General features: G+C 63.9%; 5 protein-coding genes. All 5 read right to left on the bottom strand.

Annotated features, from left to right (window positions below; genetic code table 11):
• Window positions 1-24: 24 nt before the first annotated feature.
• On the bottom strand, window positions 25-10,326 hold the full coding sequence (locus tag EV670_RS01705; RefSeq protein ID WP_130430085.1) for a calcium-binding protein: 10,302 nt from the start codon (window positions 10,324-10,326) through the stop codon (window positions 25-27).
• 13 nt (window positions 10,327-10,339) lie between these two features.
• Complete coding sequence (locus EV670_RS01700) at window positions 10,340-10,840, bottom strand: hypothetical protein (RefSeq protein WP_130430084.1); 501 nt, start codon at window positions 10,838-10,840, stop codon at window positions 10,340-10,342.
• Between the two features lie 148 nt (window positions 10,841-10,988).
• Complete coding sequence (locus EV670_RS01695) at window positions 10,989-12,257, bottom strand: glycosyltransferase family 4 protein (RefSeq protein WP_130430083.1); 1,269 nt, start codon at window positions 12,255-12,257, stop codon at window positions 10,989-10,991.
• Between the two features lies 1 nt (window position 12,258).
• Window positions 12,259-13,701: an HlyD family type I secretion periplasmic adaptor subunit gene (locus EV670_RS01690; protein WP_130430082.1), complete on the bottom strand. Its 1,443-nt coding sequence runs from the start codon at window positions 13,699-13,701 to the stop codon at window positions 12,259-12,261.
• Window positions 13,698-15,860: a type I secretion system permease/ATPase gene (locus EV670_RS01685; protein WP_130430081.1), complete on the bottom strand. Its 2,163-nt coding sequence runs from the start codon at window positions 15,858-15,860 to the stop codon at window positions 13,698-13,700. The genes EV670_RS01690 and EV670_RS01685 overlap by 4 nt, the downstream gene beginning before the upstream one ends.
• Window positions 15,861-16,184: the final 324 nt, after the last annotated feature.

The following is a 16,184-nucleotide window of genomic DNA, read 5'->3' as shown; positions in this document are numbered from 1 at the left end:
AGTGCCTCTAGGCTCACAAGCAGACTACAGCGAGCCCACCGCCAGCATGGGCTGTTCGAACCAGGCTCGACGTTCCAGAGGCATGTCACCTGCGGCCGGTGCGTCGAACTGCGCCATCGCATCGACCAGCAACGATGTACTTGCCGCGATGCCAGTGACGACGGACATCGGAGCCGCCCCCGCCCCGATGATGGTTCCGTCAGCCAGCTTGATCTCCTCGATCTTGTTGGCCGTGGCGGTGTACCAGTTGAGCACGGTCAACACGTCGGTCGCGCCAGTGATACCGACCTGCAGATTGTTGCCGCTGCGGGTCAGCGTGACCTGTGAGCTGACAGCGCCAGCAGCGATCTCGATCCGGTCGGCGCCGCCGGCATCGCTGATGCTGTCGTTGCCGGCGCCGATGCCCCAGCGGTAGACGTCGGCCGACGTGGTTGAACTGTCGGTCACGGTGTCGTTGCCAGCTGCGCCGATGTACGTGTCGTTGCCTTCGCCGCCGCTGAGCGTATTGGCGACTGAATTCCCAGTTAGCGTGTTGTTCAGCGTGTTGCCGGTTCCATTGACAAAGTTAGACCCGGTCAGCGTGAGATTCTCCAGATTGCTGCCGAGCGAGAGCGTTACTCCCGACATCACCGTGTCGGTGCCTGCGCCCGCGGCTTCAGTAATCACGTCGGTCGAGACGTCGACGTAGAAGGTGTCATTGCCGATCCCGCCGACCATCGTGTCGTTGCCCATCCCCCCATCGATCGTGTCATTGCCATCACCGCCGGTCAGCAAGTTGCTGCCGCTATTGCCGATCAAGACATTCGCCAGGGTGTTACCGGTGCCGTTGAGGGCGCTGGTCCCGGTCAAAGTCAGGTTCTCGACGTTGGCACTCAGGGTCAGCGTAGCGGAGGAGTTGACCGTGTCGATTCCTTCGTTGACCGCTTCCGTGACGACATCGGTCGCGACATTCGCAAAGTAGGTGTCATCACCGGTGCCACCGAGCATGGTGTCGTTGCCGGATCCCCCGTTGATCGTGTCGTTGCCGGCGCCTCCGGTGATCGAGTTGGCCCCGGTGTTGCCGCTCAGCAAGTTGTCGAGCGCATTGCCGGTGCCTTTCAGGGCAGACGACCCGGTCAGGGTCAGATTCTCGACGTCTGCTGCGAGCGTGTAGGTCGCACTGCTGCTGACCGAATCTGTTCCCTCGCCGGCCAGCTCACTGACCAGGTCCGCAGCGTTGTCGACCACGTAGCTGTCGTTTCCGAGACCGCCGTACATGGAGTCCGCACCCGTCCCGCCGCTGAGCGTGTCGTCACCTGCGTGTCCACGCAGCACGTTCGCTGCCGTATTGCCCGTGATCGCGTTGGCGGCCAGGTTGCCCTCTCCCGAGAGCGCGGAACCACCGGTCAATGTGAGGCGTTCGACCTCGTCAGGGAGCACGTAGCTCACACTGGCCTGTACGAGATCATTTCCCTCCAACTCGTACTCGTAGACGGCATCCTGCGCGGAATCGACAACGTACGTGTCGTCGCCCGGCCCGCCTTCCATGTCGTCGGCACCAGTCCCACCATTGAGCGAGTCGGCGCCGCCATCGTAGTCATAAAGCTCGTCGGCACCCGCGCCACCAGTGAGCGTGTTGTTGCCCGCGTTGCCCTCAATCGAGTTGTCGAGGCTGTTACCTGTACCGGAAATGTTGCCAATTCCGGTCAGCTCAAGTCCTTCTACGAAGCTCGGGAGGGTGTACGCGACCGACGCCTCGACCCAGTCGTAGTCACCTCCGCCGCTCACCTCGACGATGAGGTCTGCTGCGTTGTCGACCAAGTAGAAGTCGCTATCACCGCCACCAACCATCCGGTCGATTCCAGGACCTCCATCCAACGTGTCGTAGCCCGTACCGCCGGTGAGTGTGTCGTCACCGACCCCGCCGTCGAGCAAGTCATGACCGTCCCGGCCATCCAGCGTGTCGTTTCCGCCCCTGGCATAGAGGCGGTCCGAGCCGTTCGCGCCCGTAAGCACGTCGGCGGCTTCTGTCCCGTGAACCGTCGTGAGGACCTCCCAGATCTTGTAGGAGGTCCATGTTGTGCCATCGGCAAACCTCAACGAGACTTGGTTCCAGTAGTTGACGAACTGCTCGACTCTGAGCGAGTCGGCGGTTCCTGCAATCGTGATGAGCAGATCAGATCCGGAGTAACTGAGAAGCAGGTCTGTCGGTGCGACGCCTTCATCAAACAGGATCTCGTCGCCGCCTGCGTCGTAGCCGGTAACGCGGTCTGCACCGGACCCTCGGCCTAGACGAATCACGTCGAATCCAGAGCCAGGGTCGATGACGTCGCTGCCGTCGGCTCCGACAAGGGTGTCGAACCCGGCGCCGCCGCGCAGCGTATCGATGCCATCGCCGCCCGTCAGCAGGTCGTCGCCTTCACCACCGTCGAGCAGGTCCAGTCCCGCGTCGCCCTGAAGCGCGTCGCTCCCTGCGTCGCCCGACAAGCTATCGTCTCCGTCCCCACCGAAAAGCAGATCGATCCCGTCGCCTCCGTACAGAGAGTCGTTGCCGAGCGCGCCATCGAGAGAGTCGCTGCCATCTTCTCCCCGGACGTAGTCGTCCCCATCGTTGCCCTGCACAGCGTCAGCCCCGATTCCGCCCAGGATCGTGTCATCGCCGGTACCACCGGCAATGACGTCGTCACCGTCGCGGCCAAGGACCAGGTCCGCGTCTGCCAGAGCGGCGAGCGTGTCGCCCTCCGGGGTACCGATGAGGACATCCCGCTGATCGGTTCCGGGGCTGCCTATCCCATTGACGCAGAGCACTGCCAAGTTGTCGGCACTCAGCACCGTTCCGTCTGCGAAGGTGCATTCGCTGTAACCGCCGGCCTGCAGCGGCGAGGCGACACTCTGGTAGAAGTTTTCAAGGTTCAGGCTGTGGAGCCCTCCGGCAAAGCTCAAGCGCAGAGCTTCGCCTTCGCGCTGCACCTGCAGCGAATCTACGCTCAAAGCCCCGTTGATTCTGACGCTGATGCCGCTCGCGGACTGATAGTGCACGACGTCATGCCCGCTCCCGAACTCGACGGTCGAAGACGTGCTGTTCTTGATCGTGAGCACGTCATTGCCGATGCCACCGTCGAGCACATCAGTCCCAGACGTCGAGAGCAGTGAGTCGTTTCCGTCTCCGCCTTCGAGGCGATCCCAGTCGCCTGGACCATAGCTGAGGGTGCCAGCGGGCCAGACGGCATCTACCAGCGCATCGTCCCCAGCTCCGCCGACGATGATGTTCGAGTACGTGTTGCCGTACAACTGCTCGGCCGCGTCGGTGCCTTGAATATTGGAGTGGTTGACTGCCTGCCCCAGTTGAAGGGCCTCGACGTTGGTGTAGGTGGCAAGCGCGTAGGTCCCCACGGATCCAGCTGCGACGATGACCTTGTCGAATCCACCGTTGATCGCTTCGGTCACGGAATCGGAGGCGTCGATGAGGTAGATGTCATCTCCGGCCAGACCCGTGAGCTGGTTGACCGCCCAGGTCTGCGTCCCGGCAGCATTTGTATATGCCGACCCGTCCAACACGTTGGCGGCGCTCGTGCCGATGCCGCCGGTCGCCACCGTTCCTACGAGCGTCAGATTCTCGATCCCGGCGACCAGCGCCCAGTCAACGGAGCTCTCGATGGTGTCGACGCTGGTGTTCTGAGCAGCCTCGAATACGACGTCGCCTACGCTGTCAACGACGTAGGTGTCGTTGCCCGTTCCGCCGTGCATCGTGTCGTTGCCAGCGCCTCCGTCGATCCGCGTGGTCGAGAGGCGGATGGAAGCGTCAATGGCGTTGTCGCCAACGTTGCCATGAATCAGCGCGGCCAGGGGCTTGCCGCCTAAGTTCCATGAATCCACTGCGGTGGAAACCAGGTGCTCGACGTTGGTCTCCAGCGTGTAGTGATAGGCATCGGACAAGACCGTGTCCGTCCCGCCGCCTCCAAGCTCGACGACGACGTCCGCATTGGTCGTGGGACCGGCTGTCCAGGAGTAGAACTTCTGTAGGTCGTAAACATCGTCGCCATCACCGCCGGCGAGAGTGTCTGTGCCTGAGCCGGCTCCTGAAACCAACGTGTTGTTTCCGGCATTACCCGTCAGCTGATTGGCGAGCTGGTTTCCGACGCCGTGCGTGTTCAGAAGTCCCGTCAACGTCAAGTTCTCAACTTCGTTGGGCAAGGTGAAGTTCACACTGCTCATCACGAAATCGACACCCTGACCGGCAGATTCGACGATCACATCACTCGGATGATCGACGGCGTAGTTGTCGTTATCGGCCGTACCGGTCGTGCTGTTGGCAGTACCGGTCCCGCTTGCCAAAGACAACAGATCTGACTGCAACCAAACCGTCTGATCGGCGAACTCCACTCGCTCGACGCATGAGTTCCAATTGGGGCCAGCCTGTCCCATCAGCCAGAGCTGCGTCGCGCTACCGTTCACGGCCAACACCAGGTCGTCGCCATGACGCACCACACTGACATCGCTCGGCAAGACATCCGCAGCGAGAACGACCCTGTCCGCGCCGGACTGCTCGTAGAGCTTGTCGTCGCCACTGCCCGCGCCAAACAGGAAGGCATCGTCGCCTTCGCCACCGAACAAGACATCCGTGCCTGCTGCACCTTCGAGCGTGTCATGGCCCCCGGTACCGTACAGCGTGTCGTTGCCGTCACCGCCAGCGATCGAATCGTTGCCGTCGCCGGTGTCGGTCCACCAGTACGAGTCACCGTACAACTCGTCGTCACCGCTGTTCCCGGACACCGTGTCGTGGCCCTCACTGCCGTACAGCGTGTCCTGGCCGGCACCCCCAAGCAAGCTGTCGTCGCCGAGCATGCCGCTGATGAGGTCGTTGCCTCCTTTGCCATCAAGCAGGTCGCTCCAGCGGAAACCGAGCACCGCCTGGTCATCGGCGTCGCTGAGCCGGCCGGAGCGCAGGCGTGCCGACAGGTCCCAGCGCGTCCACACCGTGCCGTCGGCGAAACGAACCTCCTCAACCGAGTCGGCCGTCGCGCTTCCGTAGAAGCCCTCGACCTGGATCGCCGGGCACCAAGGCAGCGTGATTGACAGCGCATCGTAGGTTCGGCTCGAGTTGCTGTAGGCGAGGTCGATCTCGACCGTGGTCGGCGTTGCCTCCGCGGGCAGCACCAGCACGTCGAGCGCACCACTCGAATCGTGGACGGTCAGCGCCGCGTTCGGCCAAGCGGTGATGACGTAGGTGTCGTTGCCGGCAGCGCCCGTCATGTACTCGCCGCCGATCAATGTGTCGTTTCCGGAGTCGCCCTGCAGCGTGTCGACGCCGGCACCACCGTCGAGCAGGTCGTCGCCGGCATCGCCGTTGAGGAGATCGGCGCCTGCCCCACCCGAGATCGTGTCGTCCGCCGTTGTGCCCTTAATGGAGTCGGCAGCGGTGGTTCCCTGGAAGGCCCGGCTAAGGATGGCACGTGCGTCCCACACGGTCCCGTCGAGGAAGTGGAACCCTTGTACCGTGCTGGGCGTCGCCCCGGCGTCGGGTCCCTGGAAGAAGCCACCAACCGTGACTTGGTCAGTCGTGCCGGCGATGCGGACGACCAGGTCGCCCGCGAATCCGTACTGGACCAGTGTCAGATCGGCCGGCGTGATCTCGTCCTTGAACTCAAGCGTGTTCATCGCACCGGAAGAGTTGCTCATCCATGTGATCAGGTCCTGCCCATCGCCCCTGCCAAAGCGGTAGACGTTGTCTCCGGTTCCGCCGCTCAAGTTGTCATCGCCGGCGCCTCCATCCAAGACGTCGCTGCCTGCCGCGCCGGCCAGCATGTCGGTGCCCGCGCTGCCGAACAACGTGTCATCGCCATCACCGCCACTGAGGGAGTCGTGGCCATTGCCTCCATCAATGACATCCGAGCCTGCCAACCCGCTGATAGTGTCGTTCCCGTCCAGCCCGGAGATGACGTCTGCGCCGACGGTGCCGGTGAAGACGTCCGGCCCTTCCGACAGATCGTTGCTCAAGTTGGCATCGATATCGACGCGGGTCCACACCAAGCCGCCGCCGAAGCTGATCCCCTCGACACCAGTTCCGGCGTACTGGTCGATCACAGTGATCTGGTCGGTGGTTGTCCGGCTACGAACAATGAGGTCATTGCCACTGCGCTGGAGCACCAGGTCGCTCGGGGCCAAGGCACCGTCGATCTGCAACGTATCGGCCGTCGCGAAGTTCGCATCGGCGTCAGTGACGGTGTCTCGACCGTAGCCGATTCCCCATCGGTAGGTATCTGCGCCAGTCCCGCCATCAAAACTGTCGTCACCGGTCCCACCGTCAAATCGATCGGAGATGCTCGAGCCGAACAGCACGTCGTTGCCGACAGTACCGACAAGATCAAAGCCGCGCGCAAGCAACTGCGCAAGGGTGAGCGACCCGACACCATCGAACGCAAACTCATCGATCGCGAGCTGCGTCAGTGCATCGCTCCGATTGAATCCTTCGATGCTGATTGCGTCAGATGAAGCCGGCTCTGTTTGCAGCACGAGGCGGGTGCCTTGAAAGCTGAGTTGTATATCAGCCGCAGCGATCGTTTCGCCAAAGAAGATGCAGCTCGCACCGTCCAAACCCAGTGAGCCACCAGACATTGCGCCGTCGCTGATCGTGTCGGCGCCATCGCCGCGCGAGAACTTGTAGCTGTTGCCGCCGCCCAAGGCGGTGAGCGTATCGTCACCCCAACCGCCACTCAGAACGGCGCGCCCCCCGCTAACCGAGAGCACGTCGTTGCGGCGACCACCAAGCGCCATGCGCGCACCGTTTGAGAGCGTGGTCTCGATCACGTCTTGCGAGAATCGTCCGACCATTTCGGAGGTACTCAGCCGCTGGCCGTCCCCAAGCTCGTAACTCTCGACCGATCCTGCCGCACCCTGCCTGATGAACACCTGTTCAGCGCTCGTCGACTGAATGATGAGGGCGTCGGCAAACGCGCTGACCGTCGCAATGCCCGACTCAGGGACGCCCTCGAGAACCACTCTGTCGGTCCCGGACGTGTCGTCTATCACCTCTGAATAGCCTTGGCCGCTGATCGGCATCTCGCCCAGGCGCAACACGTAAGTGTCGTTGCCGTCTCCGCCCTTCAAGACATCGGTACCAGCGCCACCATCGATGACATCGTCGCCAACGCCGCCTTCCAGCTGATCGTTCCCGGTGCCGCCCACCACCACGTCGTCGCCGCCGCCGCCGTAGAGCGTGTCGTTTCCGTCCTGGCCGTCGAGGTAGTCGTCGCCATGGCCTGCGAGCGGGACAAAGTCTTCCGACGCGTCGCCAAAGAGGGCGTCATCACCGCTACCGCCCAACAGCAAGTCACTGCCACCGGCGCCAGCAAGCGTGTCGTTGCCCGCATCACCATCCAGCGTGTCGTCGCCGTGTGCAGTGAGCGGCAAGGCCTGTTCGGAATCGTCGCCCCACAAGTTGTCGTTGCCGTTGCCGCCGTCGAGTTCGTCGTCACTGCCACCACCAGCGAGGTAGTCGTTGCCCTCCCCGCCGTCGAGATAGTCCCGCCCATGGAACTGCGCAGGCGCATCGCGCACGTTGCTGGCGTCGCCCCACAGCGAGTCGTTGTCCGCGCCGCCGTACAACAAGTCGTCGCCGCCATCGCCGGTCAGTCGGTCATCACCAGCACCACCGTCAATGATGTCGTTGCCATGCTGCACCCCTGGCGTGGAGGAGATGTAGCCCTGAAGATCGGTGGCATCGCCCTCGATCGAGTCATTGCCGGCCCCACCATCGAGCATGTCGTCGCCGGCCATGCCAGTAATGAGATCGTTGTCGGCGCCACCTTGCACCAAGTCATCGCCGAGACCGGCCACGATCCGGTCATCCCCCGCGCCGCCGTCGATGACATTGCCCGCATCCGAACTCACGCTCGAGGCGCTCGGTCCGGCGGTGATCCAAACCTTGTTGCCATTGGCATCGACACCCGGTTGGTCATACACCACCCAGCCGAAGCCACGCCCTAGCTCAGGTCCATCCGCTACAGGCTGCGTACCCGCGCGTCGTTCTGCGAGCGACACCGCCCCCTCCCCCGATCCAAAGATGAAATCGTTGCCTGCACCGCCTTGCAGGTTGTCCGCCCCCGCGCCTCCGAGCAGCAGGTCCGAGCCATCGCCCCCTTCGAGCAGATCGTCACCCGCCCCGCCCATCAGCGCATCGTTGCCGACATCGGCAATCATCCTGTCCGCCGCCGCCGTGCCGATCAGGCTGTCGGGTTCCGTGGTCAGCACACCGTCGCTGACGTAGTTGCCAAAGGCATCGAGCACGAAGGTTGTGCCATTGGTGTCGAGCTTCTTGATGAAGCTCCCGCTGGCCGTGTTGCTGGTGGCCGGCACCGTGGTCACCGCGTCGAGCGTGATGCCGAACTGCCCATTGACCCAGGAGCGCAGCGTGATGGTGTCGGCCCGACCCTCGAAGCTGATGACCACGTCCCGCCTGCCCGATCCCTGGTCGACGAGCTTGTAAAGCACCAGTTGATCGGCCGAACGGAAGACGTTGTCGACCCACTTCTTTCCCTGCGGCAGGCCGCCAGTAAGGCCCTCGATCTGCAGAGTGCCCGTGCCATCGGCATCGACGATCTCGTCGGCGCCCCAGTTCCCCGTGAAGACATAGGTGTCGGTGCCTCTGCCACCAAGCAGCTTGTCGTTGCCGGTGCCGCCATCGAGCGTGTCGTTGTCGGCATTGCCCTCGAGGTAGTCGTTGCCGCCTTGGCCGTTGAGCACGTCGTTGCCGGCGCCGCCGTAGAGGTGGTCGGCGAGCCCCTCGCCGAGCAAGCTTTCGCTGCCACCGCCGCCGAGCTTGACATACGCGCGCGGCTGGCTGCCGGAGTTCTGCACCGCCAGCGTCGTGCTGGTGGTCGCGTCCGAGTAGATGATCTGATAGGCGCCCTGCGCCTGGCTGCGGACAACGCCGCCACTGGCGTCGGTGGTGTTGTAGCGCATCAGCGCTCCGAGCATCGCGGCGCGATCGGCGATCCACTCGTCGCTGAAGGTGGCCTGCCCCGCCTCTCGCTGACTAGCGCTCAGCCCCTTGTCGGCCAGCCACTGGCCTTGCTGTGTCGACCAGGCCGCAGAGGCCCAGACCGCGTTCAACGCTGCGTCATCGGTGCCGTTGCCGGCAACCCAGACCGGTGACAGGGTGAGGAGTGCTGCCAGTGCCCCAAAGTCTGTGCGTGCCTTGCTGCCCAGCGCAGCGCCGCTGGTCTCGAAGCGCACTTTGCCTTGCAGTGCGGTGACCAGCGCGCTCTTGCCCAGATCACCGAGGTTGGTATGAAAGCTTACGCGCGAGTTCGGGTTGTCACCGGCATCGCCGGCAGGCGTGTTGGCGGACGCTGGCCCGAGCAGCAGCCGGCGCAGGCCATCGAGGACGCCTTCGAGCGATCCCGCCATCTGATTGGAGCCCGCCGCAAACATCGTGCTGGCCCGCTCAATGGTGATGCTCGGATCGAGCTTCTCCATGGCCACCGTCAACGCCAGTGAGTCGGTCAGCTTGTAGATGAAGTGGTTGGGGACGCCGGCGCCACCTTCATTGAAGATCGAGACTCGCTTGCCAACCTGGCTAAACCAGAAGGTATTGGTCGTGACGTTGAGGCCCTTCTCGGCGAAGTAGTTGGTCTGCTCCGAGGCGTTCGGATAGCGCCCCAGGCCATAGCCCGGCCCGATGGCGCTTTGCCACTGGGCGAACACCGCCTCGCTGCCTGGCGCAAAGCCAGCGCTGTTGAAGGTGGAGGTGTGGGTCACATGAGCCTGCGCGCCGAACAGCCGGGTGAAGGCAGATGCGAGGTAGCCCCCTAAGCTGTGGCCGTTGACTTCGATGCCACCCGCAAGATCCGCAGCAGAGACCTTGCCCGCACCAGCGACACCGGGCACTTCCTTGAGCTGCGCTTGCATGATGGGCAAACCAAACGGATCGCGACCGACCTCGACTTGCTCAACGCTGATCTGTCGGGCTGTTTGACCAACCGGCGTGGTGATCTTGAACCACCAGTTCGCCATCGCGGCGATCTGATCACGGCCGTTGCCGGTAATGGCAAGTTGGGCGTCAGTCAGGAAATCTTGAAGACCTGTCGTCCCTTGCATGGAAACGTAGATCTTCCCGTCGGATCGACGCCAGACTGTGGCGTCGAACCCGGAACCGGTGACGTCGTCAGTCTCAATGTGAGTGACGAGCGAGAAGTTGGTGGCAATGTGGTTCGCCAAGGGCTCGGTCATGCGTTCCTTGAGGAGGTCACGCAACGCGTCACCGCTCTTGTTCTCCACGTTGGCTAGCAGGGCGTAAGTCGCATCTGCCAGCAGCGCATTCCAGTAGGCATCTTGAATCGTGGACATGATGTGCCTTCCCTCAGTTGACTACAGTGATGTTGAAGTTCTGCTTGAATCCATCTTGGTCTGGCGGTGCGCACCCTGCGTTGAACAGCAAGGGCGAACCCGTCTCCGAAATGCCGAGCGTGCGGATAAGCCACCCACCTTTTGCCTCTAGGGTGTGGTAGCTCACAAGGATCTGGTCAGTCTCCGCATCGCGATAGACGATCGGATCAATGCGAATGCGGACCAGCGTGCCGTCCGCATAACGATCAACTCCACGGCGCACGTAGCGGACTTTGCGATTCTTGGCATGTGGTTCGTCAATTTCTTGCACTGCGTACTTCTTGCACAGCGCATCGAACTGCCACATGCCGATGATTTCGTCGACCAGTGGTAGCAGCAGCAGTACCGGAAACGCGACGACGCCGACCAGTACCCGCACGCCGGGCGACTTGAACAACTGTGTGGCCCAGCGCGCGAGGAGGAACGCAACAACGGCCCAGCCGATCAACACCACCAGCAAGAACAGTCCGCTCATGACGAGCTCCTCGGAAAGCGGTCCATAGGCTTGGTAGCGTCACGACGTGCGGTGGCGCTTCCCCCGCACTCGGTACTCCCTCGCTCGCCATCAAGCAACACCCACTGAGTTCGCTGATGCTCCCGGTTGCAAGTCCTGATTCGCGGAACTATTGAGTCGTGCATGCAATTCCCTTCGTTCTATCCATTGCGTCGCTGGGCGTGACCGGATAGGTCAGCTCGACATTGAGTAGTTCGTCATACCCCGCGAGTCCGGCCGCGTGGCTGTAGTCCTGCGTGCGGGCTCGAGCCTGCTCTCGCATCGGCGCAAAGGCAGATCGCTGTGCGATGAGCTCGCCCACACCCTTCGCAAGTGCGGCCGCGTCAAAGAAGCCGATCAGCTTGCCGTTGTCACCGTCCTGGATGACCTCGCGCACCGGCGCAGTGTCCGATCCAGCAACGGGTGCGCCACAGGCCATAGCCTCCAGCAGCGACCAGCTCAACACGAAGGGGTAGGAGAGGTAAGCGTGCGCGGCCGAGACCTGAAGCACGCTCACGTACTTGGCATACGGAACCCGCCCCAGGAAGTGGGTGCGTGCTGGATCGAGCCTCACCTCGCGCAGCATCTGCTCACGCCAATTCGGCGCGTCCTTGGGCCGTTTGCCATAGCTCACCCCATCACCACCCACGATGAGTGAGTGGCAGCGCGGGTTCGTTCTCTGGATCTGCTCCAGCGCCCGCATGAAGAGGTGAAAGCCCCGGTACGGCTCCAGGTTTCGGGCGACATAGGTGACAACAGGATCGCCGGCCCTGAGCGTCACGCCGCTCGGTGTTGTGATGGCGGCATTGGGGTTCGGCCCCAGCAGTTGTGTCGCGATCCCCTCGTGCTGCACCGTGATCTTGTGCCGCAGCACCTCGGGGTGCCGGCTGCGCTGCCAGTGCGTGGGTGTCACCGCGGCGTCGCAGTTCGTGAGGTTGAGCGTGTGCAGCGCGTTCCAGGTGCGGATGCGGGCGCGGTCGTCAAAGCTCAGCGGGAACTCTGGATCAAAGCCCAGATCGGCACCGTCGGCGTGGTAGTACCACTCGCAGAAGTGGATCAGCCGCGCATCCGGGTACACGTCCTTGGCATACAAGGTCTCGCCCCAACCCGGATGGGCCAGGATCACGTCCGGTGTGAACCCTTCCTTGCGTAGCTGCAGCATCGCCCTGGCAGTCGCCTGACCATGCAGCGTGGCCGCCTCCATCTGACGCAGATACGGGTGTTGGTCAGGCCGGCCTTTGCGAGCGAGTTGGTAACGCAGCAATCCGCCAAAGCCGGGCAACCCAGGCGCTGCTGTCGTGCCCAAGGCGCGCACGTCCCATCCCGGTCGCTTGGCCCACGCCTGCACCAGGTGCCCGAACTGGCCGGGGAAGTTCTGATGGATGACGAGCACTCTCATCTCATCGCTCTCCCAGACTCTCACTGGCCGTGCGCTGCACGGGGCTGAGCAGGTAGTCGATCACGCGCCGCCTGCCGGTCCTGACCTCGGCAGTGAGGTTCATGCCGGGGCTCAGTGCGATTCGCTTGCCATCGATATCAATACTTCCCTGCCCGAGCGTCAACGCGGCCGGGAAGATCGCGCCGCGCTTTTCGTCGCTCACCGCATCGGCCGTCACGCTCTTCACCGTGGCCGCCACCGTCCCATAGCGTGTGAACGGAAAGGTTTCCAGCTTGATCGTCGCCACCTGTCCGGCGTTGACGAAGCCGATGTCCTTGTTATTGATCACCACCTCGGCCGTCACCTCGGCGTTGCTGGGAACGATCACCATCAGCACCTGCGCCGGCGTGACGACACCGCCTTCGGTATGGATGGCCACCTGCTGCACGGTTCCCGCCACCGGCGCGGTGAGCTGGGTCAGCCGGCTGCGCTGTTCGGTCTTGCTGCGCTCCTGGGTGAACTGCTGGCGCTTCAGCGTGGCCAGCGCCTGTCGCTCGCTCAACGCGCGGGCGGTCTCTGCAAGGTACGAGGCGCGCGCCTGCTCGGTTTCCATCAACGCGGCCCGAGCTTCGACCAGTCGCGCCTTCTGCGTGGCCAGGTCGCGCTCCTGCTCGATGCGCTCGCGCATGCGGTCCTGGCCGGCGTGGCCAGATACGAAGCCCTGCTCTGTCAAGTTCTTGAAGTCCGCTTCGCGTTGCTTGGCGATGGGCAGCGTGGCTTCGTACTTGCCGATCAACTCGCGCACGGTCGCCAGTTCCGCTTCACGCCGGGTGCGCTCTGCACCCAGCTTGGCGAGCCGGGCGGTGAAGTCCTGCCACTCGGCCTGGAGTTGACCGTTGGCACTGACCCGATGACCCTCGCTCCACCCCTCGACAAGGGCCGGCGGCGCGGCTGGCATCTTGCCCAGCTTCAGCGCTCTCAACAGCGCCGTGGCTCGCCATTCTTCCGAGACTGCCGAGGCCAGTTGCTCCTCCACGCTGGCCTTGTCGGCGCTCGCATTGGTGGCATCCAGTTCCACCAGCACCTGACCGGCCTGCACCACGTCGCCGTCCTTGACCAGCACGCGCTTGACCACGCTGGCCTCGAGCGGCTGCAGGGTCTTGGTGCGTTCGCTCACGACGATGCGGCCGGGCGCAACGGCCACGATGTCGATCTGCCCGAAGATGCTCCAGGCAAGAGCGATGACGAACAGCAAGCAGAGCACGATCGCCACCCGGCGCGGCGCCGGATGCGGCGGCGTCTCCTGCAGGCTCAGTGCCGCGGGCAGGAAGGCCGTTTCATCGGCCATGCGCTTGGGGCCGGCAAGCTCCCGGCGCTGCTGCCACGCTGCCTGAAAGATCGCGCGATAGCGCGCCAGCAGCTCAATGACTGGGTGGCGCGGCACCACGGCTTGCTGCCCATTCATGCCGGCGCTCCCGCCTGCAGCGCCCAAAGGTGCGCGTACAGACCCTTGGGCTTGTCGGCCAGGGCCTCGTGCGGCCCGGCCTCGACGATGCGGCCCTTGTCCATCACGATAATGCGATGGGCCTGGCGCACCGAGCTGAGCCGGTGAGCAATGATGATCACCGTGCGGCCCTTGCAGATGGCACCCATGTTGCGCTGCAGGATGGCCTCGCTCTCGTAGTCGAGTGCGCTGGTTGCCTCGTCCAGGATCAGGATGCGCGGGTTGGTGAACAGCGCTCGCGCGATGGCGATGCGCTGGCGCTGGCCGCCCGAGAGTCCGGTGCCCTGTTCGCCGACGATGGTGTCGTAGCCCTCGGGCAGTTCGCTGACGAACTCGTGCGCGCCAGCCAGCTGGGCGGCATGCATCACCTGCTCGATAGGCGCCGCCGGGTCGACGATCGCGATGTTCTCGCGCACGCTGCGGTTGAACAGCAGGTTCTCCTGCAACACCACGCCGATCTGGCGGCGCAACTGGGCGGCATCGATCAGGCTGATGTCAACGCCGTCGACCAGCACCCGCCCTTGCTCGGCGGTGTAGAGGCGCTGGACCAGCTTGGTGAGAGTGCTCTTGCCCGAGCCCGAGCGACCGACGATGCCGATGACCTCGCCCGGGCGCACGTCCAGGCTCAGGCCCTGCAGCACCGGCGGTGCCTCGGGCCGGTACCTGAATGCCACCTGATCGAACTGGATCTGGCCCTTCAATGGCGGCAGTTGGGCCGCGGCCTGCGGTGGCACCTCGGTGCGGGTGTTGAGGATGTCGCCGAGCCGCGCCATCGAGATGCCGGTCTGCTGGAAGTCGGTCCAGATCTGAGCCATGCGCATGATGGGCTGCGCCACGCGCTGCGCGAACATGTTGAAGGCGACGAACTGGCCGACCGTCAGTTCGCCGTGCATCACCAGCCGAGCGCCGTACCAGAGGGTTGCCGCGCCCACCAGCTTGCCAATGAGGTTGATGCCCTCGTGGCCGTAGGTCGCCAGGCTCTGGGTCTTGAAGCTGGCCGAGACATAGGCCGCGAGTTGGGCGTCCCAGCGCTTGGCAATGGCCGGCTCCAGCGCGCTGGCCTTGACGGTCTGGATGCCGGTGATGCTCTCGACCAGCAGCGCCTGGTTCTCGGCGCCGCGCGCGAACTTCTCGTTGAGACGGGCACGCAGCACCGGCATCAGTGCCAGGCTCAGCATCACGTACAGCGGCAGGCTGACCAGCACGATGAGCGTCAGAGGCACGCTGTAGAGAAACATCACCGCGATGAAGAGCACCGAGAACAGCACGTCGAGCACCAGCGTGAGCGCGTTGCCGGTGAGGAAGCTGCGGATGTTCTCGAGCTCGCGCACGCGGGCGACCGAGTCGCCGACCCGGCGGGCCTGGAAGTAGGCCAGCGGCAGGTTGACGAGGTGGCGGAACAGGCGCGCGCCGAGTTCGACGTCGATGCGGCTGGTGGTGTGACTGAAGACGTAGGTGCGCAGCGCGGTCAGCACGCTCTCGAAGACGATGACCACCGTGAGGCCGATGACCAGCACGTCCAGCGTGGTGAGGCCCCGGTGCACCAGAACCTTGTCCATCACCACCTGGAATAACAGCGGGCTGACCAGGGCAAAGAGCTGCAGGAACAGGCTGATCAGCAGCACCTCGCTCAGCAGCTTGCGGTACTTGACGATGCTGGGAATGAACCAGCTGAAGTCGAACTTGGCGAGATCACCGGCGAGGCTGGCGCGGCTGGCAATGAGGATCAGCTCGCCGGTCCACTGCCCTGCAAAGACAGCGAGGGGTTCGATGGTGGGCCGGCTGCCAGCGCCATTGCCATCGGCGGTGGTGTCCTGCAGCAGCACGCGCTGACCGTCGCACTGCGCCAGGACGATGACGCGACCGTCGCGAAGGAGAGCGATGGCGGGCAACGGTGTGAGGGTCAGCCGACCAAGGTCGCTACGCACGAGCTTGGCCTTGAGGCCGAGGTGCTTGGCGGCCAGCAACAGATCCTCGGTCGACCACGCCGCACCGGCGCTCTTGCCGAGTTGGTGCATGACGGCTGCGGGCTCGGCAGCCACATGATGCAACCGCGCCAGCAGACACAATGCGACGAGCCCCGAAGGCGCCGGCGCGGCCCTGTTCGTGGCGACTGCCATATCGCCAGGTAGCGCGGTGCGCACGTCGCGTGATTCAGCCCCCGCCGCAACTGCTGTCATGCCTATTGACATGCCGCTTGCTCCCCGACGGACATCCGTCGTGTTCGGCAAGTTAAGCGACAACATTGCAGGGCCGATGTCCTCCTGAAGGGGGAGGTGAACCTCGTCCGCCGTCGGAAGCCGTGTTGCTACCTACTCGTCATCCGAGCGCCGCCACGAGCGTGTCATCACGGTGACGGTCGGCATGCAAAGCCAAGCGCGCACCACCGCAAGACCCCGTGATCACGGGGACCGAGCGCGCGCAACAGCATGCAGAAGGAACGG

The sequence above is a fragment of the Rivibacter subsaxonicus genome, from assembly GCF_004217215.1.
GTDB lineage: Bacteria > Pseudomonadota > Gammaproteobacteria > Burkholderiales > Burkholderiaceae_C > Rivibacter > Rivibacter subsaxonicus.
The sequence above is the reverse complement of the archived record's forward strand: the minus strand, read 5'-3'. Positions and strand labels throughout refer to the sequence as shown.